Origin of the sequence: Pseudoalteromonas sp. 1CM17D, from assembly GCF_023161805.1 — a bacterium.
Classification (GTDB): domain Bacteria; phylum Pseudomonadota; class Gammaproteobacteria; order Enterobacterales; family Alteromonadaceae; genus Pseudoalteromonas; species Pseudoalteromonas atlantica.
On sequence record NZ_JALNTP010000009.1, the window covers coordinates 136,993 to 163,598 of the forward strand.

Consider the following 26,606-nt stretch of genomic DNA (forward strand, 5'->3'; position numbering starts at 1 on the left):
CTTAATGATTATGTTTGCTGTGGGTATTAGATTGTTCTTGCATCATCTTATGCGATTCATTTTTATGTACCATAAATCTAAACGTGCCAGTCATTTTATGTCCATCACCACCCAGTGCTGTCCATTTAACCGTGTAAGTGCCTTGGGCTAGGCTCGGTAATGACCAATTAAAGTCTGTGCTTGGGGTGGCGCTGGGTTTGAAATCAAAGTTTATTGTTTTATTTTTTTCATCTTTGATGATGACTTTTGCTAGCCTTACTTCACCACTAAAAATTAACGAAAGTTCCTCTGGTCCTTGCATTAACATGGCTTCTTGTGCAGGTATTGATTGCTTGAGTGATATATGCGCTGATGCGGAAAATGTAAGCACTAAACCTAAAATGGCTACTGCAGAGTTAAAAAACTTCATAATTACCTCTTATTTAAAATGATTAAAACCAAAATTTAATACCCGCAACAAATGCGGTGTTGTTGCTACTTTGTCCACTTGATGTGGCATAGTCGGCGGTATTGCCAAATTTATTGCTCCATTCAACGCCAATATAGGGCGCAAACTGGCGTGTAAATTCATAACGAACCCTAAAGCCAATCGCGCTGCTTGATAGGCCACTTCCAAGCTCGTTTTGTTTATCGTTTTTGCCATAAAGTGTAATTTCGGCTCGCGGTTGTATAATTAGCTTTTGCGTGAGTAGTAGTTCGTACTCTGCCTCTAACGTAAATGCGGTATTGCCTCGCTCACCTACGTATGCTGTCATATCAAGTTCAAACCAATAAGGGGCTAAACCTTGTAAGCCAAAAGCCAACCATTGCCGATTTTCACCTTCTTTATTGTAATCAAGACGAACACCTGCTTGAGTATCCCAATATGCTGATACGGCGTGACCCCATAAAATATCGGTTTGGTTTTCTTCAATACTTCCTTCGCTGAAATCACCCTCGGTTTTAATTACCAATCGATCAAAGGTAGTGCCGTACCATGCTTGTAAGTCAAATACACCTGCGTTTGCTTGCTCGTTATATTCAAGACGATCGCCTAGTAATGCGTAAAATGGATGCTCATCAGCGAGTGTTAATCGCTCATTGCCCTCAAGCGCATATGGGCCTTCTGTTAAAGTTGTTCCCGCAGAGTAAGCATGGGGGTCTCTTGCATCTTTAGGTGCACTTCCTCCTTGTGGTTGCATCTTAGCGCTATTCATTTGTGCCATTTCACTTTGCGCTAATAAAGGGAAACTAATTAATGAAGCCCCAGTTAACATTAATAAACTAAATGATTTAGATAGTTTTAATTGTTTCATGATACGACTACCTCTCTAAACATGCCGGCATCCATATGGAATAATAAATGGCAATGCCAAGCCCAGCGCCCTACATCGTGAGGGGTGGTTAAAAAGCTGATTCTTTGTGCGGGTTGAACAGGTATTGTATGACGTCGCACTTGCACATCACCTTGCTCGTTTTCTAAATCACTCCACATACCATGCAGATGCATAGGGTGCGTCATCATGGTATCGTTTTGTAAAATAACTCTTAAACGTTGGTTATGCTTCATATGCACTGGCGTGCTTTTACCAAATTCTAAGCCATCAAATGACCAGCTATAACGTTCCATATTTCCGGTTAAATGCAACTCAATTTCAGCTTCTGGCTCTTGCTGGTTAGTGATCCCTTCAAGTGAGTGTAAATCTGCAAGTGTTAAAACACGGCGACCATTTTTACGTAAACCAATACCAGGATCATCAAGATTTGTTCTAGGCATATCAACGCGCATATCAACTGAAGCTCCATACTCCGTTTTGGCATGACGCACTTTAGGGCTGGCAACTGCCAATGGGTTTTCAGACATACCATGTTTGCTATGATCCATCGCCATTGCACCGTGCTCCATAGCGCTATGATCCATTTCTTTAGAGTTCATACCTGACATGCCAGCCATACCTGCCATTGCAGAATGCTCACCGCCGTGGGTCATATTGCCCATCATATCGGTCATCGTTAACCATTCAACAGGGTCAAGTGCAGGTACTGGCGCATCAATATTAGGCGAGCTTGATAAAGTTCCTTTTGCGTAACCAGAGCGATCCATACTTTGAGCAAAAATCGTATAGGCATCATTTTTAGGCTCAACAATTACGTCGTAGGTCTCACCAGGGCCGAATCTAAATTCATCAACTGTCACTGGTTCAACGTTTTGCCCATCAGCTTGTACAACTGTTAGTTTTAGTTCGGGAATACGAACGTCAAAAAAAGTATTGCTTGAGCCATTAATAAACCTAAGTCTTACTTTTTCTCCAACTTTAAACATTCCTCGCCAATTTGACATTGGCGTACTACCGTTCATTAAAAAGGTCATTGCTGATGCAGATAAGTCAGCTAAATCTGTAGGATTCATTCTCATTTGATTCCACATTTTGCGGCGTTGCAAAGCATTCGAAACACCGCTATTTGAAACGTCATCAAAAAATTCTGGAACAGTGGGCTGATTGAAGTTAAATACATCACTCTGTATTTTTAATTTGCGGAACAGCGCCATTGGGTCATCATCAGTCCAATCAGATAATTGAATAACATGCTCGTTATCTGCACTAATAATATCTTTTTCTCGCGGTTCAATAATTAATGCACCGTACATGCCAGTCATTTCTTGAAAGCCACTATGTGAGTGATACCAATATGTCCCGCTTTGTTGTAATTTAAATTTATAAACAAAGGTTTCGCCAGGCATAATGCCTTTAAAACTGATACCAGGTACGCCATCCATTTGATACGGTAAAATAATACCATGCCAATGGATTGAACTCGGTACTGATAACTTATTTGTTACTCTAATAGTAACGTCATCGCCTTCTTTGAGGCGCAAGGTAGGGGCGGGTATAGAGCCATTGATAGTTGTCGCCATACGTACTACGCCAGTAAAGTTAACCGGCGATTCATCTATAACCAGATCAATTACTTTGCCGCTAAGTTCGGGCACAGTGCCTGTTATTGTTCCTGCTACTAAAGATGATGCAGCATGTAATACACTCGGAAAAGCAGCAAGTACACCTCCTGCAATTAAGCCTTGAACAAATCGTCTTCGTGGTGTGCTAACCTGTTGTGATGACTTTTTAAACCCCATTTCCTTACTCCTTCATACCAGAATATGTATTGAGTATAGAAAATAGACCTGTCTTAAACATGACGCGAACATTACAAAGTTGTAATGTTGGTGTCATGTTGCTGTAGTGACAGATACTGCATAATATTTGCAGAGGTAGTTGTTAGGACTTTAATGAAGGAATTGTATGCGCTTATTAGTTGTTGAAGATGAATCAAAGACAGGAGATTATTTAAAACAGGGACTAAGTGAAGCTGGTTTTCAGGTTTCTTTGGCGCGCAATGGACTTGACGGTCATCACCTAGCAATGACCGACTTATTTGATGTAATAATACTTGATGTCATGTTACCTGACGTATCCGGTTGGAAAATTTTACAGTCGCTACGTGAAGCAGATAACAAAACCCCAGTACTATTTTTATCTGCTCGCGATAGTATAGACGATAGAGTAAAGGGGCTCGAACTTGGTGCTGATGACTATTTAATAAAGCCTTTTGCTTTTGCTGAAGTTTTAGCAAGAGTACGCACTCTTATTCGCCGTGGTGTAGTACAAACAGTTGACGATATACTGATAGTTGCTGATTTAGAAATGGATATTCCAAAGCGAAAAATACAACGTGCAGGCAAGCGTATTTTATTGAGTAATAAAGAGTTTAGCTTACTTGAACTATTGTTACGGCGCGAAGGTGAAGTACTGCCACGTTCGTTAATTGCTTCTCAAGTATGGGATATGAATTTTGATAGCGACACCAATGTGATTGATGTTGCCATTCGTAGGCTAAGAGCAAAAGTTGATGATGACTTTACTGTTAAATTAATTCATACGGTTCGTGGTATGGGCTATAAATTAGAGGTTGAAACTGATGGCTATTAAGTCACGGCCTTTATCACTTACGATGCGTGTTGTGTTGTTTGTCGCTGTAACCGTTATTGCGTGCTTAACTTTAGTTGCCACCTTAATAAATAGTTCGATAAAACATCATTTTTTCCAGCAAGATAGTAGTGAACTGCATGTTATTAATCAATCTATTGAATTAGTTTTAAGACAACAGTATAAATCAAACCTGAAACTTAAAAATGAATTATCTAACGCTGTAGCGGGTCATCACGGTGTTTACTATCAGGTAAATACCGCAAAAGGAGAGCTCATTTTTCAAAGTTCTGAACGAGATTTTAGTGATTTTGTAATGAGTGCTAATGCTTCAGCTGGCTTTAACCGTAACAACATTACCTCATGGCAAAATGATACCCACACCTACCGAGCTCTGGTGAGTAATTTAAGTACTGGGCAACAGCAATACAAAATTACTACAGCGATAGACATGAGCTTTCATTTACACTTTCTCAATCAATTTCAACAAAGTCTTTGGGCTATTATGTTTGGCTCTGCGGTACTCATTTTATTGGTGGCTTGGTTTGCTATACATCAAGGATTGAACCCTTTACGAGGTTTGAGTCAGAAAATGCATGACATCCAAACTAATAAGATGGATGTAAGGCTTGATGAAAATAAAGTGCCTATTGAGCTTGTTAATATGGTGCAGTCGTTTAACTCGATGCTCGACAGGCTCCAAGGTGAATTTATTCGTTTATCAAATTTCTCTAGTGATATTGCGCATGAGTTACGTACTCCACTAACAAATATAATCACTCAAACACAGGTTGGTTTATCTAAAAAAAGACAGTTGTTAGAGTATCAAGAATTATTGTTTTCTAATCTAGAAGAGCTGGAACGACTAACTAAGATGGTTAGTGATATGCTTTGGCTTGCAAAAACTCAGAATGGACTGGTTAAACCCGTTCAAAATACTCTAAAAAGCCATGATGAAATTGAAGCATTATTTGAGTACTTTGATGCTTTGGCTGAAGACTCATTGATTACATTTAAGAAAAAAGGTCAAAACCTTTGTTTTTATTGTGACAAATTACACTTTCGCCAATTATTATCAAACCTCCTATCCAATGCAATAAGGTATGCCCCAAAAGGCTCATCAATCACAGTAAATAGTGAAATATTTACCGCTGAAAAAATATGTATTTCAGTGATTAATACTGGGGAGAGAATACCTTCTGAGCATTTACCTTATTTATTTGACCGCTTTTATCGACCCGATAAATCGCGCCAACGACACAGCGATGGAGCTGGTTTAGGGCTTGCAATAGTTAAAGCTCTAGCGCAAGCAAACGGTGGAAATATAGAGGTCAGTTCAAATAATCAAACTACCAGCTTTAAAGTTTTTCTAAATTTAGCTAAAAGCTAATTATTAAATTTAATAACCCAATGTTTGCTTGTACCTCTAGACTTCCCAGCTTTCATTAAACACCGGTTTATAAACTTAAAGTACAAAACGGAAGTAAACTTCCGGTTTCTAACCCAATATTGCTATATTTCGGAAGCAAACTTCCGTTTATAGGAATTCAAAGGTAGTTATCGGAAATATACTTCTGTTTTTGAAAGCGTTGGCCTAGATAGCTATATGAGCCATTTTTCGGGGTCTTATTTGAGCGAAAAGCGGAGGGTCGGGTAAACTCGTTTTTGGACAAAAATGAGTTAGAGCTGAAGGACGGCTCTGTGCCAAAAGCAGCCCTTGAGTGACTTAGTGATAAAGGCTGCAATGATACGATTGCTGACATTTCACTATTTCTTTTTATGCCTTCTCATTGCCATTAATAGACTGTCATTTAGCTATCGCAACAACTTTGACCTTCTTGAATTGGCGGGCATTTCACTGTTCCATAAGAGCAATATACGCAACAATCGCCTTTCAAAGGCTTTAGGAGAACTTTGCAAGATTCACATTCATAATACCACTGGCAAGCGTTGGTTGGCATTTCTTCAGTTTTACTGAAGCCACACTCAGGGCAAGTAATGGTAGAATTTAACTCTATACTTTGCATGTTTGCTCCTTCAAAGGTTTAACAATGTCTAATACGGACATTACAATCATCAAACAAATACCTACATAAAACAAATAAGTGCTCCATTCGTATTGCCATAGTGGATAGAGGGTTAACAAAACCGCTATAGGGCCAATAACCCCAAGAATACCTCTCGCATGATTTTGGTTTTTATACCAGTTATACAAATTTACCAACAATGCCAGAGTTGCAAATATAGGTAACAAGGTATTTACAGCAATTCCCTCAAAGTGAGAGAGAAAGCCTAATCCTAATGCTGATGCTAACGAGCCGAGTGCGGGGAAGCACCCCGTACAACTAAGAGCCGCAAGCCAAACACCACCTGAGCTAACTTTATCTAAAATCTTATTAATCATTTTTAACGTCTAACATTATTTGAATGATTTGAGTATGAACTCCGTAGGTAGGTACGGAGTCAATACTATTTTAGCGAATCGATTATTGGGCAGTGGGATTGATCGTTATTGTTGCGGCATGAATTAGTCATTTCTTTTATGACGACTTCTAAGCGTTGAAGGTCAGCTATCTTATTTTGAATTACGTTCAATTTCAGCAAGCCTAGGGATTCTACTTTGGCACAATCGCCATCCATTGACATCAATGAAGCCACTTCTTTTAGAGTAAAGCCAAGTGCTTTGGCCTTACAGATGAATTGTAATTGTTTGGTGATTGAGTCGTCATAGACACGATAACCATTTTGAGGTTTTTGAGGCTGTTTTATCAAGCCTTCCCGCTCATAAAACCGTATAGTTTCTACGCCTATATCAAGTTCTTTAGCCAACTTGCCTATTGTTTTCATCGTCCAACCATAAAATCAACTTTAATCATGACATTAGTATATCAATACGAAGTAAAATTGCTCGAACTACAATGACTGGTTTTCACTAAAAGCTGCCCTTAGAGCATTTACGTTAACTCGTCTTGGGGCAGAAAAGAGTTGGACTGCCGAGCTTTCATTAGATACCAACTTATAATCTTAAAGTACAAAACGGAAGTAAACTTCCGGTTTCTAACCCAATATTGCTATATTTCGGAAGCAAACTTCCGTTTACAGGAATTCAAAGGTAGTTATCGGAAATATACTTCTGTTTTTTGAAAGCGTTAACCTAGATAGCTATATGAGCCATTTTTCGGGGCCTTATTTGAGCGATCAGCGGTCATTGAGATTGGATAAATTTTAAAAATAACCAATATAGTTTATAAATACAGCAACCCAGACGACTGAACATATCAATAGAGCAATTAGTACTGCTGCGGAGCCTAAATCTTTAGCGAGACCAGACAATGGATGAATTTCTAAGCCAACTCTGTCTATTGTTGCTTCTATTGCTGTATTAACAATCTCTGCGAATATCACAAATAAAACAGAGATTAGGAGCATGACCTTTTCGTAAATACCTATCTGCCAAATAGAAATAATAGTTAGCGATAAAGCAAGTAATAAAAGCTCTTGTTTAAAAGCAGCTTCATTTTTGGCAAGCCATTTAAATGCACGCTGTGAATTTTTAAAAGCTAAAAATACTCGATTAATACCTGACGGCTTATTTACATTATCAAACTGCATTGGGAATTCCCTCATTGTAGGCTTCGGCCTTACAGGCGTTAAAAATATCGTATATAGGTTGGTATTGGTTGCTATTTACATGAGTTAATCCAAGCAAAGTGTCAAAAATATTGTCGTGTGAAAATGTTTTTGAGTGTTGCAACTCAACACAGCGATTGAATTCAGAGTCAGTAAGCTTATTACTCCAAAAAATCATTGGGATATGAGTTTGCTCGGTTGGTGCTAGTGCATAAGGAAACCCATGAAGGTATAAGCCTTTTTCACCAAGTGACTCACCGTGATCTGACACATACAAGAGTGATTTTTCCGTTTCGTTACTTTCTTGTAATACTTTTATTAATTCGCTCAATACCCTGTCTGTGTATGCAATAGTGTTATCATATGTGTTTGTTAGCTCTGTTGTAGTACAGTTCTGAATATCGCTTCGATCGCAGTCAGGTTTAAACAAACTTGCGTGTTCAGGGTAACGACGATAATAAGTTGGCCCATGTGAACCTATCATATGTAGAATAATCAATTTATGCTTAACGTTACTTTTAGCTATTCTGTCTTTGAATTTCGAGACTAATATTTCATCAAAACAGTAATCACCGTCACAGAGCGAGTGCTTTTTGTTCGGCTCAATGTTTTCTGATTTGACGCGAGCACACACTCCTTTACAGCTGCTATTATTATCAATCCATGTCACTTCAACACCACTACGCTGGATAATGTCTAGGACATTTTCTTGACTATTAGCAAGGCGCGAATCATATTCTTTGCGATTAAGCCGTGAAAACATACAGGGCACGGAGATAGCCGTTGCCGTTCCACATGATGAAACATCACTAAAATATTTCACGCCTAGCTTAGAGGTATAAGCATTCGTTGCTCTACTATAGCCTTGCAGTGAAAAGTTAGCAGCCCGAGCAGTTTCTCCTACAACCATTACTGTTAGCGAGGTGGTCGTTTTATTTTCTAAAGCTGGTAAATTATCAAGTACCTTAAAAGGTAGGGGGGGGTAAAAGTAATTATCTCTCAAATATTTATAACCCGCTGTATAAAAAGCAAACGGGGTGATATAGCTTGTAAGCTGTCGGTTATTACGCCCTACAGAAGCGTACTCTTTATAAAAGGTTGCTGCTATTAAAGCACAACAAAGCAAAGCAAATAGATTTAGCTTCACAAAGCTCTTTAAACGTACTCTAAAACTACCAATAATTATGAACTTGGAAAATAAGTAAGTAGGTACAATTCCTAATAAAACTACAAATATTACAAGCTGAAAATTTAAATATGAAAATGCTTCACCTGAGTTTGTCTCAACAATATTTTGTAACATGCTTTTGTCAAAAATAACGCCATAATTAAGTGTTGAATAAAACAATAATGAGCAAAGTAAAACGCTAAATAAAAGTACGGGTTTAACAAAAGTAACTAAGGACAACCAACTCAAAACTAAAATAGTCAATGAGAAAAGCATTAAAGGAATAGACGTGATAAAAAGCCAATTTATATGGCCTGGCTGTGTTGCAGCAATAAAGGTGTTGTATAAAAACAAGCCATTAAATACGATAACAATATACATCGAAACTAAGCAAACGAAATGACTATAACTTACATGCCAAGACGAAATGTTAAAAATTTTAAAAGCATTTTTCATAATTATTCCTTATCGCTATTTTTATCAGCTAAACGATAAAGCTGCTCTGTGTAAGCTAAGTTGCTAAATAACACATGAGCGAGTGCTTTTTCAGCTAACGTTTTATCTGCGTTTTCCGGTTTATTTCTTTTTTGTATTTTGGTTTTTTTGTTATAGCGCCAATAGCTAGTTTGTTGATTTGGCATTAGGATGACAGCGCGATCATTTTCTAGGTATGCAAAATTGTCGTAGTACTGCATCATCACGCGTTCAACTGGATAATTTTTGGTGAGATCAAAGCCCACCATTGGAGTTGCTTGTTCAATTCCTAAAAGTGACAACAAAGTAACTGGTAGGTCAATTTGACTAACAAGTCTTGAGTCGCGTTTAGCCTTCATATCGCTGTTTAAAATAACCGCAGGTATGTGAAAAGACTTTAAAGGGACGGGCTCAGAGCCAAAAACACGCACATCATGGTCTGCCACAACCAAAAATACGGTGTTTTTCCAGTACGATTGTGTTTTTGCTTTATTTATAAACTTCCCTAGTGCGTAATCTGCATACTTAATTGCAAGATCACGTTTATAGTTTTCAGGGCTATACCCTTCAGGTAGCGATACCTTACCTTGTGGGATGTCAAATGGATCGTGATTGCTCGAAGTAAATACAAGACTAAAAAATGGCACTGCCGCATTACTTAGTTTAGTCAGTTCCTTATCTGCTTGTTGGAATAAGTCCTCATCACTCGCGCCCCAAGATGAGATAAACTGAGGGTTTTCAATGTGGTTGATGTCAACAATATCGTTAAATCCGTTTCCTAGGAAAAAGCTTTTCATATTGTCAAAATGACTTTCACCGCCGTAGATAAATTGGGTAATATAACCTTGTTGACTCAATACATCAGCTAATGAAAAAAAGTTATGCTGGGATTTAGATAGTTTAACTACCGAGCGAGATGGAGATGGCATAAAGCCAGTGGTAATTGCTTCAATACCTCTCACGGAGCGCGTTCCCGTAGCATAAAGGTTGTCAAACCCCCACCCTTGTTGATATAGCTCATCAAGTTCAGGAGTTATACCTAACCCACCAAGTTGTCCAACAAATCGGGCACCTAAACTTTCCTCAAGTATAATTACTAAGTTTTTTTTAACTCCAGAAACAAAAGGTTTGTTGTGTGCCAAGGTCGGAATATTTCCGGTGACAAACTGCTTACGATAAGAAGCCTTTTTGACTATATCTATAACTTGCTGATGAGGCATTGTGCCATACAAATTGCTAGCACTTTTTTCGTTACCCATGTTTTTCAGCGCAAACGCAACACTGTAAGTGGAGTTAAGAACAAGTGAATTTACTAGTGAATCTTGAGAAAAATAGACTAATGCAGGGTTAAGTGGCCGGTGGCTCAATGTACCTCTGGCAGCAAGGAAACAAAGTATTAAAACACCCATAAGAATAGATAAATTAGCTACTTTTTTCAGTGGCTGTACTTGTGGTTTTGTGAATGCTCTATATAAAAGGCGATAGCTGTAAATACTTGTTATTGTCGCCACAAGTAATGTACTTAGCATTGCTAAAAGGTGACCATGAATTAGCATCGAGAATACTTCTTGTGGGTAATCAAGATATTCAATATATAACCGGTTAGGCCTTACATCATATTGAGTGATGAATGCAGCTGTTGATGTTTCTAAAATAACAACAACAGTCGCAATAATGCTACCGTAAAGCGAAAACATGCGCTGGAATAGCTTTGTTTTAGAGCGTGCAATTACATGCAGCATCAATATCAGCACTCCAATAGTTGCTAAGTATCCAACGCTACTTAAGTCTATTTTGATAGCACCTGAAATGACTGGCCAAATATCACCATCATTTAATCTTGAATGTTGCCATATCAATAGCCCAATTCGGGAAGTTATAAAGATTGATAACAATATAAGTGTAAAACGTAACAAGGGTTTTAAAACGGAAGTATTTGCTGACATAGTTGTACTCGTCTTTAAAAATTGCAGCAATACTAAAAATCGAAACTTAAGAAATCCTGATGATAAACTTAATAATGGCTATACTATAAAAACTTAAGGAAGCCTTAAGTAAAACTTAAGTTATATAGCGTAACCTAGTGATTAAGATGTATTTTCAGGTGAACGAATAGAACATGAAGTTATTAATAATTGAAGATTCAGGGTCACTGCGACGTAGTTTACGGGTTGGCTTAACAAATTTGGGCTTTGCGGTGGATGAAACCGGTGATGGCTCACAAGGGTTGAGTATGGCAATGACAGGTGAATATGAGCTTGTAATACTTGATATTATGCTACCTAGTATCGATGGCATCACTGTACTGCAAACCATAAGAACAAAACAGCTTGATACTAAAGTTTTAATTTTATCCGCAAAGCAAGAACCTGAAGACCGCGTTTTAGGGCTTCTAACCGGAGCGGATGATTACCTCACTAAACCTTTTTCATTTGATGAACTTCACGCTCGACTCTTAAATTTAATGCGTCGTGGTGGACTAAAAATGGTCAGTGATATTATAGTTATTGATAATTTAGCCCTGAATTTACAGTTAAAACTGCTAAAAGTTTCTGACAACGTTATTGATTTAACACCCAACGAGTACAAAATTGTCGAATGTTTATTTAGCAATCAAAATAAAGTGTTTAGTGCGGAAAAGCTAAGTACCTATCTTGCAGGACAGTATGATTTAATATCGAAAAACTCGATTGAAGCCCATTTATCATCTGCTCGTAAAAAAGTAAGAGTTGCAGGGGGAGAGCTACCAATTCAAACCAAACGTGGCTTTGGTTATATTGTGCAAGGGCAATGATGAAATCTATTCGCAGTAAACTAGTAATTACTCTCTCAGTAACTATAACAGGGTTAGTTTTATGCATATTGTTGGCCACTGATATTGCTGTTGATAGCTGGATAGACAATGAGTTTGATCGCAGCCTGCAATCTAAAGCAGGTATGTTAAAGACCTTAGTAAATAAGACCGATAATGGTTATTCCTATAATTTTTCCAGTGAGTTTATGCCTGAGTTCGCAGGAGAAGTTGAGCCCGAATACTTTCAAATATGGAACAAAGAAGGTACCTCCATCCGCTCAAAAAGTTTAGATTTATTTGAGGTTAAAAACCTACCATTTGAAAACTTGGAAATTGGCGAATCAAAAATACGACCTATTCAACTACCTGATGGTCGAGATGGCCGAATTTTTTACAGTCGTTTTATACCACAAGTAAAAGATAATGCATCAGTTGACACCTCTAAAAAGACAGACGGTGAGTCAATGATTTTAGCTTATACAGCATCCTCTGAGGAAGTTGATTTTGTACTTTGGTTGATTGACGTTATTTTTATAGTCACGACGATTACAGTTATTGTATTTATTCGATTGTTTGTCAGAAAGGCCATAGATACATCACTTGCGCCATTGGTACAATTAAATAAGGATATCAGTCAGTTAAGCATTATCAGTGAAGGCTCAGAGATATTTATAAAAGAGCCAGTTAAAGAGCTCTTGCCAATTGTTGAAAGTTTAAATGCCTTTATTAAAGAGAACAGGCAACTTTACCTAAGAGAGAAGCGCCTCACATCAGATATTGCCCATGAAATAAAAACGCCCATTGCCGAACTAATTAATATGGCAGAAGTCTCCATACGGTTTCCAAATGAAAAAGAGCTCAATGATGACTTTAAGCCTGAAGCTTTGAAGATAAGCCTGAGACTTAAAAATATAGTCTCAAATTTATTGCTATTACATAAATACGGGGGAGGTAAGCTGAACAAGCGAGATGCCTGTGATTTAAATCAAGTTATTAGCAGAATACTGGAAACCCATGATTTATCACGTGTAAATTTGCAGTTGGATGAAAATGCACCAGCAATTATGAGCAACTTGTTTGCCCTTGAATCAATTTTTAGCAATTTAGTTAACAACGCGAAACAATACAGTCCACTCGATTCAAAAATTTTAGTCTCCACGAGAGTTGTAAGGGATAAAAACTTAATATTATCAGTTACTAATTCCCTTAATGAACCTTTGAATGATAGCGATATAGACCAATTATTTGACCCATTATGGCAAAAAGACACTTCAAGAACATCGATTGATAACTTTGGATTAGGGCTATCAATCGCTAAGACGCTTAGTAAAGCAATTGATGCGCAATTAAGCGCGAAAGTTAGTGACAAAAAAATTACATTTTCTTTAGCCTTAACTACGGATTAGCTTATTCACTAACTACATAGAAATAAAGGCTGGGGTGTACAATTATGTGAAGAGGCTCCTATATACTTAATTTTCTGGCAGCTATAAAACAATCAACACCTTTTCTGCGGCTTAGCTGGGTGTTGTTATCACTGTCCGCTCATGGAATAAATGCGTCTGTTCGATTTGATTGACTTTATTTGTTCAAATCTGACAGTTTTGGTTAGATCTTATTAAATGAATACATTACGCGCTTATCTTGTTAAGCAAAAATGCTAACTAAATCACTGTTAAAAGAAAGTCCGCTTAAGCTATTTTCATTAACCAGAGATTTAAACGCAGCATTACAATAAAGTGCTGTCCCACCTTGCATGCATGATTTAAAAACAAGATTTTTGTCTGATTTAAATGATAAGGATTTGAGGCCATCCTCAATACCATTCAGGTAAGCCTTTTCAGTAAGAGATTCGTCTTCTTCTTCGAAAACGAGTGGATTAAATAAAATTAGCTCTTTATCACACCTAAGCGGTATAAACTCCCCGTATACTTGCAGATAGTTCCCTAGGGCAATATACGCTTTTTGGTTCAAAACAAGGTAATTCGTAAATAAGTTTACGTCGTAGGCTTGCTTTAAAGCTTCTTTTTCAACCTTGCAGCTAAATCCGTTTTTGACTATATCCGTTATTCTAGTTTTGCCGCTTGGAAAGCCAATCTTGGCTAATATTACTGCTTCTTTATAACTGAGGTTATTTTCTTCGGCAATTTGGTCTGCCATCGATACGATATCTAGGTCAATTATATCGTATGTTCTATCTGGTTTGTGTAATTTATAAATATCGAGTTCCTTTCCCATAAGTAATCCTTTGTGAAGTAATATTTGTGCTTATTAAAGATTAATGAAGCCAGAATATCAACTCCTTCGGCAACGCAAACAGAATCTTATTGAATATTAGCCAAATTTTATTAGGCTGGATTACTAAGGGAGTGCGCGTTAGTTATACCTGTACTCTATTCATTTATTAGCTTTTACTGTATTCATTTATTAGCTTTTACTGTATTCATTTATTAGCTTTTAATGTATTCATTTATTAGCTTTTAATGTAGAACTAGCAATATTTACATAATACAGATTCTCATCTTTGCCTACCAAAGCCCCTAGGTATCTACCGTAATGTAGAGCTCATGACCTTTAAAAGTAAAATAGACAGATTAGAAGGCGATAATCGCCTTATTTATCTTCCATAATATCTTTAAGTGCAATGCGCTTTAGCTTAGTACCATCGCGATACCCTTTTACTAACAATTCATCTAATACAGCGCCAGTGTAGAAGGTATAGCCATTTTCTTCATCAACGGGAAGCTCGTATACAGAGCCTGATATTTGAGGCCAAATCCAATAATTCCCACAGGGTGATAAGTGAGGTAGAACCATTGAACCTGAGCTTACTCTCCATTCATCATCATTTTTCCACGAACAAAACAACACATAGCAGGGTTTGCTATCAATAGTTTGAAACGTTAAAACAACCCACCCTTCTGGCTTGTGTTTCATATGTCACTCCATCTTGTTTACAAAAAAATTTAAGCCTCCATTAACCTTAACTTAATAAACAAGAACACCCCCTCTTTTTTCTTAAAAAACACAAAAAATAAAAATGCTTAAATTAACCTAGAATTAATATCGTTGGCATTTTATGAATTTTAAAACCCAAATCAAAGACACTTAAAGAAGATAGCGAGAGGTCTGACCAGTTTAACCTTCTCTATTTCTGTAATATCTGCAATCATAGTGACTGCCTTTTGAAAAGCATCAACCTTGCTGGGGGCTAGGTGTGAAATTTTAAATTTAAGCTTTTAGGAGCAGCACTGAATACTAATTTCACTTTGGGTGTTTTACTTGAACATAACAACGTCATGTTAAACACAAACATAAAATCGGTTTGGATAAGGTAAAAACAACTCGAGAAACCTTCACAGTACTTTAAAGATAAATTTTTTTTGAGAATAAATAATTTGCTCGTAGAAAAAACATTGAACTTAACTTTTGAATTTTAAAGTGAGATTAACCCTTGAAAATAAAACAAAATTTTCAGTGGCTCCAAGGATTGATAAGCCTAATTATGACGAAAGGAATAATGTAAAAATGCTTACCAAGAACAACTATTCTAAAGATAAACCTTTTAATTTATCACCCATTATCTATAGTGTAAAGACATTTATTTTTTGGGAGGTGAAATTATGACCGTTACAAAGACGAACGCTAACGTTCACAGAGGTCGATTTGTTATACGATTTTACTCCCATAAAAATCAGTGCGCACTTAATCCCGAGTCATTTCAGGAGCTGATCCTGGCTTTTAAACTGGAATGTGACCCTAATGTGAAGCTGTTTGCCACCCAGCCTGAGCAAATAGAAGTGACTATAGACAAAAAAGTTTACCGCTATACACCCGACTTCTTAGTCCTATATCATTCTGGCTTCGCTGAATATATTGAAGTTCATCATGAGTCTCAGGTTGATAAAGAGTATCACTCGAAAATTCATCTTTTTAATGAGTACACCCGAAAAAAAGCACAAATAGGTTTACGGTTAATCATCGTCGATAAGCTCAATACTATCTTTATGGCGAACCTTAATCTGATAACAATGTATTACTCGGAGCATTCATTCCCATTAACAATGCTGCCTGATGGAGATTTAACCTTTGGTGAACTCATCGAATGCTTGGAGGGTATAGCTAAAAACCCAGTGGCAGAGGCTTATGGACTAATTGCATCAAATGTATATAAATTCGATATGGAGAAGCCGTTAAACGCCTCTACTACATTGATGCGAGGTCACCTCAAATGATCGGATATGCTACGGGTACTGACTTGACTAATAAGTACGGTAACGTTGAATCTATTGCGTTTGTTGACAGTACATCAATACTCCTTTCCGGTGATGGTATAGAGACTAAGAAGCGCCTATTACCTCGAGACGACTTTGAGAAATCAATTGATGATCAAGGCTTTATATTAAGAAGCGCACAGCATCCACATATTGAACTAACAGAATATCAAAAGTTAACGGTTACATCACGATTGATGTATCAATCTATCTTGAAAGAACTCGTTAGTGAAGGATACCCTGCTACAACCAAGAAGACATATGATGAGCTCATCAAACGAGTCGAGAGCCAACATCCTGCAACTATTGCCACAAAACACCCGCAATGGAAAACGGTATGTCGCCATTGGCGCGTATGGGTTCAATCAGATTTTAATGATGAGGCGCTTGCGGGAGTGAAGCGTAATAGGCCTATACGGCTAAATGCGGCCACTGAGGCTTTCATACAGCACTACATCGCTACCGTCTATTCGTGTAATAACTCTGCTTTCAAAGGCGCATATTACAGTAACTATAAACGAGAAGCGCAAGAAGCTAGCTTGAAAAATAATGAGATTCAAATCGCATCACAACGCACCTTTTACCGCCAGTTACAAGAGCTTACTGATGCCGAAAAACTTGCTAATTTTAAAGGTCTTTCACAAGCGGAAATCAATAAGCGACTAACAACGCTACGTAAACGAATAAAAACCTATTACGCAATGCAACGCGTTGAATGCGACCGTGTTGTGCTAAATATGTGTTTAATTGATGATAAAACAGGTCTACCGACACCGCCTATTTCTTTGTATGTAGCAATAGACGTTTACACACGCGCACCTATCTCTGTGGTGCTTAGCTTTGAACCTGAAAACTCTGCCGGTGGGCTTAACCTTTTACGTCAAATATTTATGGCGGATAGTAATCTTACAATGAATGGACGTAAACCGACTACATTGATTATGGATAATGGCCCAGGGTTTAATAATCGTTTGATAAAAAAGGCTGCGGAGCGACTTGAGTTAAATATTCATTATACACCATCAAATCAACCTGCTAAGAAGCCATTCATTGAGTCATTTTTTAACGTATTAAGAGATCACTTTTTTTCAGGTATGAAGATTGAAACGCAAAGTGGTGAGACGAGTATTGGATTTCAAAGTTATTCAGGAAAACGTACTAACCCGAACTCACTCGACACAATTCCATTAGCTAAACGTGCGGATATAAAGGTATCTGATTTTACAAAGCTACTGAATATATTTTTGACAGAATACATGCACAAACACCATAAACAGGCTGGCCATACGCCTATCAAAAAATGGAATCAGTCCATTATTGATACGCCTATGCCTTCATTCACATATGATCAGCTACAACATTGCTTCCACGTGTCCAGAGCCCAGGCCTCACATAAATTACAGCAACGTGGAACTATCAGATGTTTAGGTCAAGATTATTACAGTGATGAGCTAAAACAACTATACGCGGCTACTAAAACAGACATGGAGCTGGGTGAAAACCCCTCTGTTTATGTGTTTCATGACGACCTAGATGCCAGAAAAGTAACAGTTCAAGCAACACTGCCTGGCGAGAACAATCCTGTGGAAATAGTGGCTGATAATATTGACCATCATGATACTAAACTACCAGTCAGCTTTGCTGAACTAAATGGTAATCAAACTCTGACCCAACTCGGAATATATACAGAAACTTTCTCCCATACTCCTACTGGTCACTATGTCGGTGAAATAACTGAATTCGTAAAGCAAAAGCCCAAACGCAAACAGCACAGAGGCCCAAAGGTAGCGTCTTTCAATAAAAATACGAAAGAGAACTTATCCATTGTAGAGCGAATAAAAAAATCTCATAAAGTGAATGAACTTAAATCACAGATATCGCACTCAGGTGAACAAGATACCTACGCAGATACGATAGTGAGCAAAACCAGAGAAATGGCCTCTACCCGTTATAATGATGATGAAGGAAATGAAAAACAATGGTAACTATGCCCAGTACAATTTTCGCATGTGACATACAAATGAAGATATGGCAGAGGATAGCGGAAATCCACAATATGTATCACGTACCTTCAGAGGATAAACGAGCTCAACTTATTTATGGTGCCTCGGGTGCTGGCAAGACGTATATATTAAAGCAGTATCACGCTCAGTTTTTACCTGTTACTAAGCCAGAAAAAACGACAAAACCAATCTTTTATGTCGCTTTTAAGGAGTTTAAAAAAAGTACTGCAGAGATAACTCGATTTTTAATTTCAGAGCTAGAGGGAACAACACAAAATTCTCGCACTACTGCAGCTGAATTGGATGCCCAACTTATCTCACTTCTCAAAGACCTAGAAGTGGAGCTAATCATTCTTGATGAAATTCAGAATATTGCCTCAAGTTATGATGGGATAGAGTTTCAACGAATTATTAAATATTTTTGCTATCTGATCGATAGCAACAAGATCCGTTGTTCGATTATTTTCGCCGGTACAAGCAGTGCTAAGCGCCTTATTACATTTGGTAGAACCGCCGGTAAATTTGACGATGACGAGCAGATGTCTCGTCGACAAATGCGCCCCATTGAAATTAAGCCAATCCTTCCTAAAACGAAAAACTGGATTGCCTGTTGTAATTGGTTCATTCAACAAGTTGGGTTGCCAAATTTAACAAAGGATGAGCACAGTGAGCTACTTGATCGTATTTACCTTGCGTACAGTGAGCACACCATGAGTACAATGCGCGATTTATTTTTACGTAATAACACACGAAATGCAAAAAACTATGATCAGCTTATAGAAGCCTTATTTGAAAACTTTGAGAAATATGCAATTGGGGCTGTCAATCCATTTGATTATGAACTTTTAACAAAAAAACAATTAGATGCATATCTAAATGAGCAAGATAAAAACCTTAGAAGTCAGTTCTATTCGGGGTTATGCTAATGCGTTTCCCAATAAAACCCTCTTACTATGAAGCGGAGTCAGGTATTGGTTATGTACTTCGTTTACTTAAAAGAAATGGCATACAATCAGAATCTCGCGTACTCAATAAGGCTATGCTAACCAGTATCATCAAAGGTAGATCAACAAAGAACGAACTCCTTGATCACCTTATTCCTATAACTCGCACTTTATCATCATTAAAGATAAAGTGCTGGACACATGCGAGATTGCTAACGCCACAAGTTTGTCCAGATTGTGTTAACCAATATGGGTATTTTAGGGCCCAGTGGCAAAATCCATTTTTACGACACTGTATTATTCATGAGTGTGCCCTCTTATCCGAATGCCCTCATTGCAATTCACCGCTGCAATTTACCATTAATCTTCTAAATGGCCGCTGCACATCACCTTTGTGCGGCTTACGCTTAACGCATATGCCATTGAATAATCAATTAAAATCACCTGAACAAGTCCACGATGCATACCTCATAGCTAAAGTGATAGTTGACGATAGTAATACACGAACGAGTTTCCCACCAAAGGAGATTACCTCCACATTATTAAATAGAGCGGCTGATATTCTTAATAACCCAGATAGTGCTAGAGTATTCTTAAGTGAAAGGGCTAAACGTGTACCAACAGATCTACCGTTGAACATTGAGTTTCACAAAATTGAAATTATTGTTCAGAATTTGCTATGTGAATGGGGGTCATTATCCACACTATATGAAATGTATAATAGCGAGTATATTCGTTCAAAAGCTCCCATAACTCAGCTTTGGTTTGAAGCTCAAACAGCCTCCTCTATAATTGGGATAACGTTTAAACAAATCGCTCTTTTAGTCGAAGTTGGATTGATAAGAACTGATTCAAAAAAGACCTTAAGAACAGATACTCGCGTTGAAATATCAGGTGTTTATACCTTTTTAGCCGAGTTCAGCCACAATAAAGATTACGTCCCCCTTTCTGAGCTACGTCGCTTTATGGCTCTTCATAATATCTGTATAACTGATGTACTGATAGCTGCTAAAAATAAAGAATTATCAATAGCATACAAACCTTCATTAGACTTAATGCATTCCATACACGTTTTGCCTGAAGCATTCGATACCTTTTGTAAATTACACACTCAACTTATAAGAGATAAAACGATGTCCGTTGCAAACGTAGCTGAAGTCACCGGTATACCAAAGGTAGAACTAATGAGGTTGATTAATACCGGTAAGCTCAGGCCCGTTTACATTCATGGCAATAATTCAAAACGTATACTTAATTGTGATACTTTGAAGTTGGCGAAAACGCAAAACAAACAGCTATCACTCGACATTTAGTACTTTGTAATTTCAACTTTAATTTTTAGGCCGAGACATGTTCTCGGTCTATGCTTTATTAATAACAATAACGGCAGTTCACTAAAACTAATCGACTTAATATCAATAAGTTTAACTTTCCCTTTTTTAATAAAAGTTTAGTAATTTCATCCATAACTAAACCTAAATCAAACCAAATTTGAATTAACTCAACATTACAAATGAAGCTTCGCATATCTGCATTTTAACTTTCACTTAAATGGCTTCATTTCTCTTTATCCTAAAAATCCATTTTCTAATCGATTTACTACACTTTTACTAAGTAAATATTAGCGTATAGTGTTCGCCACTAATTTACCGAATACAGAATCTACTTAATTATGTGCTCATTAAAATCAAGTCAGAGTTCTTCAGTGGCAGAATGAGAATCTGCAAGGCAGAATGAGAACTTTTTGGCTGGATGAGAATTTGTGTTGGGGCAGTTTTTAGCTATAAATAATTCTCAATTTAAGAGGCGCAGTACCCATAAAGAACACAAGCTAAGTTATTGTTTTGAAATCTTATTACATGGCTGAGATTCTCAAGTTATATGGCGCCGATCAAACATGATCAGTGCCACTTAAATCGAGAATTCACGGCACGTTGAGAAGTTATTGATTTATAACTAAACATGGCACTTAAATTGAGATTTATTAACTTAATTACACTCTAAAAATAATTATGTTTTTTATTAGGTAAATTTCACAAACAATGAGAAATCGCTTGAAAACGTCTATTAAAGTAAGTGCTTTGAAGTGATAATTTGACTATCTATTATACGAAAGCTAATCGGGTTTACTTCGAGGTAGAGTTTATTTAGGCCGATGCTTGCCAGAGGATCAACAGCGCATCTTTATTTTTCATTACATAAAGAACTTCTATTCATGGGCAGTTATAGCCGTGGATTTCTGCACTCAATAATCACCGGCGGTCTGCTCTGTGCCATAAGCGGTCATTCACGATTTTTAATGTATGAAGTCAAGATTTGATACTCATATAGAAAGGTCCTCGAGTTTTACGATACAGTTTGTTGACCAAAACATATACTGAATCCGAGGAGCTTGGTATGAAACTATGTGGTGGAATTGACTTGCATTCAAATAAAGTGTTATCGCTATCATTAATGAACACGGTGAAACACTTACCGCTAAGCGTTTAAATAATGATATGTCTGTCATTTTATCTTTTTTAAGTCCTTACAAAGACAACTTAGAAGGGCTTGTTGTTGAATCGACCTTTAATTGGTATTGGTTAGTCGATGCTTTAATGGATGAAGGGTGTAAACTTCACTTAGCAAACCCCGCTGCAATTCAGCAATATTCAGGTTTAAAACATGCTGATGACCATAGTAATGCATGCTGGTTGGCTAAAATGCTACGTCTAAACATTTTGCCTGAGGGCTACATTTATCCTCGTGAACTCAGGGCTGTTTGCTACTTAATGCGTAAACGAATGGACATTGTTCAACAGTCCACTAAAAACTTATTATCAGTGCAAAGTTGTTACATGCGTCATCTTGGGTATAAGCTCAGTAGCAACAAAATAAAACAAATGGCGCTATCAGAAAAGGCGTGAATGTTGAGCAAGTACACATCGATTTCAGCTCAACGAATACAGCACTGTCAGTCATTTCTAACCTCTCATTAATACGCTGTGCTCAACAGCAAATCAATGCGATAGAGGGCGCTATTAATAAAACATCACTCTCCTCTGAGTTTATAAACCTAACCAGTATCGATGGGATTGGGAATACGTTAGTACTGTCCATTATGTTAGAGACAGGCACTATTAAACGTTTTGATAGTCCAGGTAATTTCTCCTCCTATTGTCGCTGCGTGAAAAGTGCAAAATACAGCAATGGGAAGAAGAAAGGCGCTACAAATCAAAAGAATGGTAATCGTTACCTTGCGTGGGCGTTTACTGAAGCTGCTAACTTTGCTATTAGGTATAACCCGACAATTAGAAAAAATTACCAACGCAAGCTGGGTAAAACCAACCAAATTATCGCGATTAAAACAGTTGCACATAAAGTCGCAAGAGCGTGTTATCACATACTTAAGGACATGTCCCATTTGATGAACACAAGGCTTCTTCTTAACGACCATAAAACGAATTAGGTTAACGTGTTGAGTTAAAGACGGGGTTGGTAAACCATCAGATTTGATTGAGCCTGCACGTTAACCGCTCTTATTTAAATGTTGGGTAACCCGTCTATATTCGTCTACCTATTAGCGGTAATATATTTTGCTAAGTATTCCACTGCCTCATTCGAATTTATTACTTCGTTCGACACATAAACATCTGGTTCGATAGGTTGCTGACAATGCTCTTTTCCTGATGGGCGAGTAAAGATAAGTGTCGGCATGTTTAGTTCTAAATTAGAACCAGGCAATACATGAGTTTCTATACGCCCAGTAGTGCAAGACCTTACATTTGAATGACCCGCGATGACAGCCTGACGAGAGTCCTGTAGTGAGGTTAAAAACAAAGTAGTGGATGAATAACTGAGCGGCCCCATTAGTAAATATGCCCGTCCAGGTACCTTTAAACCCTTATGCGCGTCGACAGGCACTAATTGATTAAATGTGCCTTCAATAACCTCACCTTGATTACCTTTAATAGGTCCTAGTTTGATATTTCGTTCAGTCATACGAATTTTAAAGTTTGACAGAAATGGAAATGGCTTGCTCGCAATGTAAGGTGCAATACCTTGCTGCCAATAGTGATCGGTCCCCCCAGGGTTATGGCGAACGTCGATAATCACATCTTTGACGTTCGCATCTTTAAACGCCTGCCACGTTTCATCTAGAAATGTGAAAAAAGGTTGTTCTTGTTCTTGAGAATAAAAAAAGCGATCGACACGCAAATACCCTATGTCATTGTCTAGTATTCGACTTTGGACAAATTCCCTCACATCAGCATTGTGATTTTCCGGCTCATCAGTGACACCCATTATAGAGAATTGCTTGCGCTTATTTTTATGCATAAACTCAATTTGATAATCTTTGCTACTACCAAACAGTAACCAGTACATTTTGTTAAATCGACTGGCAGCAAAAGCAGCCCTAAACTCTAATGAGTCGCCATACATTCTTGCCAACATAGTTTCAATTATTTTTGATGCCCTAACTCCGTTGACTGAGGTAATCTCATCACCGATTTTAATATCTGAATAGCCCTCAAGAGTTTCCGCCACAAGCAAACGTTGAGATGCATCTATCATTACGTCAAATGGAAATAGCCGACCACCGTTCTGAATGTGGCTCTTAAATTGATCATCAAGCTGTGGCGAAGCAATTAGCATGTGTCCATCTTTAAAGTAAGGATTCAGCTGAGAGAAATATTTCCATGCTTCATAATGTGTCATGGGTGAAGTTATACCTTCTGACAAGGACTCTATCTGCGATTTAACTTCAGATACATCCATAGTAAAGCCCGGGTCTGGGTGGATCGTATCAAGGCGTTGACTTAGCTCAGTCAGGTTGCTTTTTAATACTTTAATGCTCACTATCTTGCCAGATGAAGGCAGGTTAGTATGAGTATTACTTTCTTGCGTTTTTGTGTTTTTTGTAATTGACTTTGGTTCATTCAAGCTAGTGCAGCCAACTACAAACGCAATAAAAAAAGTTAAAATTATAGTCTTCAATTTTTGTCCTCAATTCTATTTTCCACTAATTAAATCGTCTGATGAATATTGTTATCCACGGCGATTAGAAGTTGCATTAAAGAGCAGTCTAAGAGAAAAATCGTCTGATTTGGACGAGTTGGACGTGCGATTCGGTCGATTCGCACTCATTCGCAATCGAGTTTCAGCTGTTTCCTGTACTGGCTTGGGGTCATTCCTTTGAATTGCTTGAAAACGGCATTAAAGGTACTTTTTGAGGAAAACCCAGCAGATAGAGCTAGATCAATAAGTCTCTCTTTTGGATTAGAAGAAATTTGAGAACAGACTGTTTTTATTCTGTATTCGTTAACAAATTGATAAAAGTTCTTATTTGCTTGCTGATTGAGGATTTCAGATAAGTGATGACTACTAAGGTTGGTATATCTTGCTAGCGCATCTAAGCTAAGTTCACTTTCTAGATAAGGTTGCTCTTCTTCCATATATTGAACAATGTTTTCTAATAATTTGGCTCTAGTATTAAAGTCGAAGCATTGTGCCTTGGTTGTCGAGTTGAGTGCTTCCGCTGGAGTTTCACTCAAGTTGTCAATGGTAAATAAGTTTGGCTCACGCCACTGAGCCATCGAAACGCTGTATATCAAAGTAAAGGCAATGAGATCACTAGCAATAGCCAAAGTAGAATTTGCGCCGATTATTGTGCTGACAGCTTCTGTCAGCAACATTGCTGCGTACAAATTTAATACTACCCATAACCAGGTAAATATTTTGGGATTAAAGTTGGAAAGCGTGTCACGCGCATGGCGTCCACTTTTAGTTATCAGTTTGACACTCAATGCTAAATAAAAAAATGCCTGTACGAACATAATAACTTGAGTCAGCAGTTGGATATTTTCTTTGTGTAAAGCGTTATTAGCGATGTTGATTTTTTCAGTCGGGGTAGAAAACAAAAAATCTATATTTAAGAGAAGACAAAGTAATAACGGCGTAGCGTGAATACTATCCTTTAAATGGAATGACTTTTTAATTATCGCTGACCGAAAATATAAATATAAAAATGCACCAAAGCTGGCGGGGACAAAGTAGCCCCATCCAATTAGATTAGCAAAAACAGTATCCTCAGCATGCACTACAATCAATGGACAGCAGAAATAAAATGCTAGAAAAAGACACCAAACGCCCATTATGCGCCCAGTATTATTAACGCCAGCACTAAACAAAAGTATTGCTGCTAATAAGATGCCTTGGAATGTTCCGATGACATGAAGATATTGCATTGGCAAGGAAATAAACAGCATTGGGATAGTTGTAAATAGAAATCAGGTAGATGTTTAATGTTCCTAGATTAGCAGATTGCTAAACTTATTGTTAGCTGTGTCTGACATATTATTCAGTTTGAGCTGTAGAGGTGATTCCAGTGTAGTGCCATTTTTAATATTTCGGATGGAGTGTTCTTCACTAAGGGCTTTGTCAAAGCCTACAACATTAAATGCAAACCACTTCTCACCTTTTAAATTGCATTCAAGCAGCTCAACATTGTTGCTAAAATCGTTTAAGAATAGCGGTGAATATTTAGGGGATACTACAATTGTTGAGGCACACAAACCGGCTATATCAGGTTTTTTTAAATTTTGGTGAGCTGTACTAGGCTCTAGCAACCAATCAACGCCCAACTCTCTCCAATTGTCTCTCATGCTCATACCGTCGAACATTAACAACTGGCCCTCGGTCAATTGAATTGTTTGTTCGCCCCCGTTTCATTAAGTAAGAGAAACTCATCAAGCTCGACACTCACACTGTATACTTTATTAAATTTGTCTGTCATTAAGCATTACCTTGAGTCAATAATGAAATACGTTTTTGAAATTGAAAATCTAGGAAGCGATTCATTATTCACTAATATTAAGCAGTGCAGTAACAACCACTGGTTTTATTAAGTAACAGTTCGCTGTTAAATCCAGCTACAAGATTATTTATAACCGTTTCAACAAAACCACTGCCCTGCGCGCAGCCAAGCCCTTGAGAAAGTGGGCCGGCATAAACAAAGTCACCTTTATCGTTAATCACCACGGCAGCTGGTGTAGCAGGGAGCAGTATTTGTAAAGAGGCTGTTTGCTCAATATTGATAAGCGTAATATTTTGCGCTTTAGAAAACGCAGCCAACTGTTTTAAATGGGGCTGGGCTTGCTTGGTGCAGCCACAGCCAGGGTCAGTAACGATAATCAACGAATTATGCTTTGCTGCTGTAAACCCTATGTGTTGTTTAAATTTAGTAAACCACCCTGGTTGCTCAAGCACGCCATAACTGTCAAAAACGCGCAACTGATTATATTGATAATAAACTAAACCAGAGACCGTCAACACTAACCACAGAGCAATCACTGCACTCATTTTAATGGATGAA

At 37.7% G+C, this 26,606-nt stretch carries 25 protein-coding genes; 10 read left to right on the forward strand and 15 right to left on the reverse strand.

Going from position 1 to position 26,606, the window contains the following annotated elements:
• Window position 1 precedes the first annotated feature (1 nt).
• The 3 genes from MSC25_RS15770 to MSC25_RS15780 are packed head-to-tail and all read right to left on the reverse strand — an operon-like array spanning window position 2 to window position 3,115.
• On the reverse strand, window positions 2-409 hold the full coding sequence (locus tag MSC25_RS15770; RefSeq protein ID WP_004588802.1) for a copper resistance CopC family protein: 408 nt from the start codon (window positions 407-409) through the stop codon (window positions 2-4).
• Between the two features lie 22 nt (window positions 410-431).
• On the reverse strand, window positions 432-1,295 hold the full coding sequence (locus MSC25_RS15775; RefSeq protein WP_055011431.1) for a copper resistance protein B: 864 nt from the start codon (window positions 1,293-1,295) through the stop codon (window positions 432-434).
• Complete coding sequence (locus tag MSC25_RS15780; RefSeq protein ID WP_055011432.1) at window positions 1,292-3,115, reverse strand: copper resistance system multicopper oxidase; 1,824 nt, start codon at window positions 3,113-3,115, stop codon at window positions 1,292-1,294. The genes MSC25_RS15775 and MSC25_RS15780 overlap by 4 nt, the downstream gene beginning before the upstream one ends.
• A gap of 166 nt (window positions 3,116-3,281) precedes the next feature.
• Between MSC25_RS15780 and MSC25_RS15785 the strand changes: the two genes are divergently transcribed.
• Both MSC25_RS15785 and MSC25_RS15790 read left to right on the forward strand, forming a co-directional pair.
• Window positions 3,282-3,968, forward strand: a complete 687-nt coding sequence (locus MSC25_RS15785; protein ID WP_004588805.1) for a heavy metal response regulator transcription factor — start codon at window positions 3,282-3,284, stop codon at window positions 3,966-3,968.
• Complete coding sequence (locus MSC25_RS15790; RefSeq protein WP_055018910.1) at window positions 3,958-5,355, forward strand: heavy metal sensor histidine kinase; 1,398 nt, start codon at window positions 3,958-3,960, stop codon at window positions 5,353-5,355. Before MSC25_RS15785 ends, MSC25_RS15790 begins: the two co-directional genes overlap by 11 nt.
• Before the next feature lie 421 nt (window positions 5,356-5,776).
• Here the strand turns inward: MSC25_RS15790 and MSC25_RS15795 are convergent, their stop codons facing one another.
• The 6 genes from MSC25_RS15795 to MSC25_RS15820 form a co-directional block, all read right to left on the reverse strand.
• Window positions 5,777-5,992 carry a GDCCVxC domain-containing (seleno)protein gene (locus MSC25_RS15795; RefSeq protein WP_076916053.1) on the reverse strand — a complete coding sequence of 72 codons (216 nt, stop codon included), beginning with the start codon at window positions 5,990-5,992 and terminating at the stop codon, window positions 5,777-5,779.
• Window positions 5,980-6,369 carry an organomercurial transporter MerC gene (merC, locus tag MSC25_RS15800; protein ID WP_024601094.1) on the reverse strand — a complete coding sequence of 130 codons (390 nt, stop codon included), beginning with the start codon at window positions 6,367-6,369 and terminating at the stop codon, window positions 5,980-5,982. The genes MSC25_RS15795 and merC overlap by 13 nt, the downstream gene beginning before the upstream one ends.
• Window positions 6,370-6,434: 65 nt before the next feature.
• Window positions 6,435-6,812, reverse strand: coding sequence for a MerR family transcriptional regulator (locus tag MSC25_RS15805; protein WP_010557530.1), 378 nt, complete (start codon window positions 6,810-6,812; stop codon window positions 6,435-6,437).
• Between the two features lie 378 nt (window positions 6,813-7,190).
• Window positions 7,191-7,577, reverse strand: coding sequence for a diacylglycerol kinase (locus MSC25_RS15810; protein WP_024032690.1), 387 nt, complete (start codon window positions 7,575-7,577; stop codon window positions 7,191-7,193).
• Window positions 7,567-9,219 carry a phosphoethanolamine--lipid A transferase gene (locus tag MSC25_RS15815; RefSeq protein ID WP_096042867.1) on the reverse strand — a complete coding sequence of 551 codons (1,653 nt, stop codon included), beginning with the start codon at window positions 9,217-9,219 and terminating at the stop codon, window positions 7,567-7,569. Before MSC25_RS15815 ends, MSC25_RS15810 begins: the two co-directional genes overlap by 11 nt.
• Before the next feature lie 2 nt (window positions 9,220-9,221).
• Window positions 9,222-11,183 (reverse strand): LTA synthase family protein, encoded by a 1,962-nt coding sequence (locus tag MSC25_RS15820; protein WP_055018895.1) that lies wholly within the window; start codon window positions 11,181-11,183, stop codon window positions 9,222-9,224.
• 173 nt (window positions 11,184-11,356) lie between these two features.
• On the opposite strand from MSC25_RS15820, the gene MSC25_RS15825 reads away from it, so the two are divergent.
• Together MSC25_RS15825 and MSC25_RS15830 are read left to right on the forward strand one after the other, a co-directional pair.
• On the forward strand, window positions 11,357-12,031 hold the full coding sequence (locus MSC25_RS15825; RefSeq protein ID WP_024032693.1) for a response regulator transcription factor: 675 nt from the start codon (window positions 11,357-11,359) through the stop codon (window positions 12,029-12,031).
• Window positions 12,028-13,437 carry a HAMP domain-containing sensor histidine kinase gene (locus tag MSC25_RS15830; RefSeq protein WP_223866400.1) on the forward strand — a complete coding sequence of 470 codons (1,410 nt, stop codon included), beginning with the start codon at window positions 12,028-12,030 and terminating at the stop codon, window positions 13,435-13,437. The genes MSC25_RS15825 and MSC25_RS15830 overlap by 4 nt, the downstream gene beginning before the upstream one ends.
• A gap of 241 nt (window positions 13,438-13,678) precedes the next feature.
• Here MSC25_RS15830 and MSC25_RS15835 read toward each other — a convergent pair whose 3' ends face one another.
• Both MSC25_RS15835 and MSC25_RS15840 read right to left on the reverse strand, forming a co-directional pair.
• The gene (locus MSC25_RS15835; RefSeq protein WP_055018897.1) at window positions 13,679-14,269 is read right to left on the reverse strand and encodes a hypothetical protein; all 591 of its coding nucleotides are present in this window, start codon (window positions 14,267-14,269) and stop codon (window positions 13,679-13,681) included.
• 375 nt (window positions 14,270-14,644) lie between these two features.
• Entirely contained in the window at window positions 14,645-14,968 is a 324-nt protein-coding gene (locus MSC25_RS15840; protein ID WP_024032696.1) for a hypothetical protein, read from the reverse strand.
• A gap of 686 nt (window positions 14,969-15,654) precedes the next feature.
• Between MSC25_RS15840 and MSC25_RS15845 the strand changes: the two genes are divergently transcribed.
• From MSC25_RS15845 to MSC25_RS20365, 6 genes are all read left to right on the forward strand, one after another.
• A complete protein-coding gene (locus MSC25_RS15845; protein WP_024032698.1) occupies window positions 15,655-16,266 on the forward strand; it encodes a TnsA endonuclease N-terminal domain-containing protein in 612 nt (203 codons plus the stop codon).
• A complete protein-coding gene (locus MSC25_RS15850; RefSeq protein WP_248443930.1) occupies window positions 16,263-18,290 on the forward strand; it encodes a transposase family protein in 2,028 nt (675 codons plus the stop codon). The genes MSC25_RS15845 and MSC25_RS15850 overlap by 4 nt, the downstream gene beginning before the upstream one ends.
• 35 nt (window positions 18,291-18,325) lie before the next feature.
• Window positions 18,326-19,234 carry a TniB family NTP-binding protein gene (locus MSC25_RS15855; RefSeq protein ID WP_223866401.1) on the forward strand — a complete coding sequence of 303 codons (909 nt, stop codon included), beginning with the start codon at window positions 18,326-18,328 and terminating at the stop codon, window positions 19,232-19,234.
• The gene (locus MSC25_RS15860; RefSeq protein ID WP_248443931.1) at window positions 19,234-20,565 is read left to right on the forward strand and encodes a TniQ family protein; all 1,332 of its coding nucleotides are present in this window, start codon (window positions 19,234-19,236) and stop codon (window positions 20,563-20,565) included. Before MSC25_RS15855 ends, MSC25_RS15860 begins: the two co-directional genes overlap by 1 nt.
• Before the next feature lie 1,185 nt (window positions 20,566-21,750).
• Window positions 21,751-22,158 carry a hypothetical protein gene (locus MSC25_RS15865; RefSeq protein ID WP_248443932.1) on the forward strand — a complete coding sequence of 136 codons (408 nt, stop codon included), beginning with the start codon at window positions 21,751-21,753 and terminating at the stop codon, window positions 22,156-22,158.
• Window positions 22,155-22,700, forward strand: a complete 546-nt coding sequence (locus tag MSC25_RS20365; protein ID WP_248443933.1) for a transposase — start codon at window positions 22,155-22,157, stop codon at window positions 22,698-22,700. The genes MSC25_RS15865 and MSC25_RS20365 overlap by 4 nt, the downstream gene beginning before the upstream one ends.
• A 104-nt stretch (window positions 22,701-22,804) precedes the next feature.
• Here the strand turns inward: MSC25_RS20365 and MSC25_RS15875 are convergent, their stop codons facing one another.
• The 4 genes from MSC25_RS15875 to MSC25_RS15890 all read right to left on the reverse strand — a co-directional run bounded on the left by MSC25_RS15875 (window position 22,805) and on the right by MSC25_RS15890 (window position 26,593).
• Complete coding sequence (locus tag MSC25_RS15875; RefSeq protein WP_248443934.1) at window positions 22,805-24,229, reverse strand: S41 family peptidase; 1,425 nt, start codon at window positions 24,227-24,229, stop codon at window positions 22,805-22,807.
• Window positions 24,230-24,375: 146 nt separating this feature from the next.
• Complete coding sequence (locus tag MSC25_RS15880) at window positions 24,376-25,500, reverse strand: helix-turn-helix domain-containing protein (RefSeq protein WP_248443935.1); 1,125 nt, start codon at window positions 25,498-25,500, stop codon at window positions 24,376-24,378.
• Between the two features lie 42 nt (window positions 25,501-25,542).
• Window positions 25,543-25,914 (reverse strand): hypothetical protein, encoded by a 372-nt coding sequence (locus MSC25_RS15885; protein WP_248443936.1) that lies wholly within the window; start codon window positions 25,912-25,914, stop codon window positions 25,543-25,545.
• 190 nt (window positions 25,915-26,104) lie between these two features.
• Entirely contained in the window at window positions 26,105-26,593 is a 489-nt protein-coding gene (locus MSC25_RS15890; protein WP_248443937.1) for a DUF6436 domain-containing protein, read from the reverse strand.
• Between the last annotated feature and the right edge of the window lie 13 nt (window positions 26,594-26,606).

Coding starts and splice junctions, on each gene's coding strand:
- MSC25_RS15770 (WP_004588802.1), bottom strand. CDS start 409: ATGAAGTTTTTTAACTCTGCAGTAGCCATTTTAGGTTTAGTGCTTACA.
- MSC25_RS15775 (WP_055011431.1), bottom strand. CDS start 1,295: ATGAAACAATTAAAACTATCTAAATCATTTAGTTTATTAATGTTAACT.
- MSC25_RS15780 (WP_055011432.1), bottom strand. CDS start 3,115: ATGGGGTTTAAAAAGTCATCACAACAGGTTAGCACACCACGAAGACGA.
- MSC25_RS15785 (WP_004588805.1), top strand. CDS start 3,282: ATGCGCTTATTAGTTGTTGAAGATGAATCAAAGACAGGAGATTATTTA.
- MSC25_RS15790 (WP_055018910.1), top strand. CDS start 3,958: ATGGCTATTAAGTCACGGCCTTTATCACTTACGATGCGTGTTGTGTTG.
- MSC25_RS15795 (WP_076916053.1), bottom strand. CDS start 5,992: ATGCAAAGTATAGAGTTAAATTCTACCATTACTTGCCCTGAGTGTGGC.
- merC (WP_024601094.1), bottom strand. CDS start 6,369: ATGATTAATAAGATTTTAGATAAAGTTAGCTCAGGTGGTGTTTGGCTT.
- MSC25_RS15805 (WP_010557530.1), bottom strand. CDS start 6,812: ATGAAAACAATAGGCAAGTTGGCTAAAGAACTTGATATAGGCGTAGAA.
- MSC25_RS15810 (WP_024032690.1), bottom strand. CDS start 7,577: ATGCAGTTTGATAATGTAAATAAGCCGTCAGGTATTAATCGAGTATTT.
- MSC25_RS15815 (WP_096042867.1), bottom strand. CDS start 9,219: ATGAAAAATGCTTTTAAAATTTTTAACATTTCGTCTTGGCATGTAAGT.
- MSC25_RS15820 (WP_055018895.1), bottom strand. CDS start 11,183: ATGTCAGCAAATACTTCCGTTTTAAAACCCTTGTTACGTTTTACACTT.
- MSC25_RS15825 (WP_024032693.1), top strand. CDS start 11,357: ATGAAGTTATTAATAATTGAAGATTCAGGGTCACTGCGACGTAGTTTA.
- MSC25_RS15830 (WP_223866400.1), top strand. CDS start 12,028: ATGATGAAATCTATTCGCAGTAAACTAGTAATTACTCTCTCAGTAACT.
- MSC25_RS15835 (WP_055018897.1), bottom strand. CDS start 14,269: ATGGGAAAGGAACTCGATATTTATAAATTACACAAACCAGATAGAACA.
- MSC25_RS15840 (WP_024032696.1), bottom strand. CDS start 14,968: ATGAAACACAAGCCAGAAGGGTGGGTTGTTTTAACGTTTCAAACTATT.
- MSC25_RS15845 (WP_024032698.1), top strand. CDS start 15,655: ATGACCGTTACAAAGACGAACGCTAACGTTCACAGAGGTCGATTTGTT.
- MSC25_RS15850 (WP_248443930.1), top strand. CDS start 16,263: ATGATCGGATATGCTACGGGTACTGACTTGACTAATAAGTACGGTAAC.
- MSC25_RS15855 (WP_223866401.1), top strand. CDS start 18,326: ATGAAGATATGGCAGAGGATAGCGGAAATCCACAATATGTATCACGTA.
- MSC25_RS15860 (WP_248443931.1), top strand. CDS start 19,234: ATGCGTTTCCCAATAAAACCCTCTTACTATGAAGCGGAGTCAGGTATT.
- MSC25_RS15865 (WP_248443932.1), top strand. CDS start 21,751: ATGTCTGTCATTTTATCTTTTTTAAGTCCTTACAAAGACAACTTAGAA.
- MSC25_RS15880 (WP_248443935.1), bottom strand. CDS start 25,500: ATGCTGTTTATTTCCTTGCCAATGCAATATCTTCATGTCATCGGAACA.
- MSC25_RS15885 (WP_248443936.1), bottom strand. CDS start 25,914: ATGTTCGACGGTATGAGCATGAGAGACAATTGGAGAGAGTTGGGCGTT.
- MSC25_RS15890 (WP_248443937.1), bottom strand. CDS start 26,593: ATGAGTGCAGTGATTGCTCTGTGGTTAGTGTTGACGGTCTCTGGTTTA.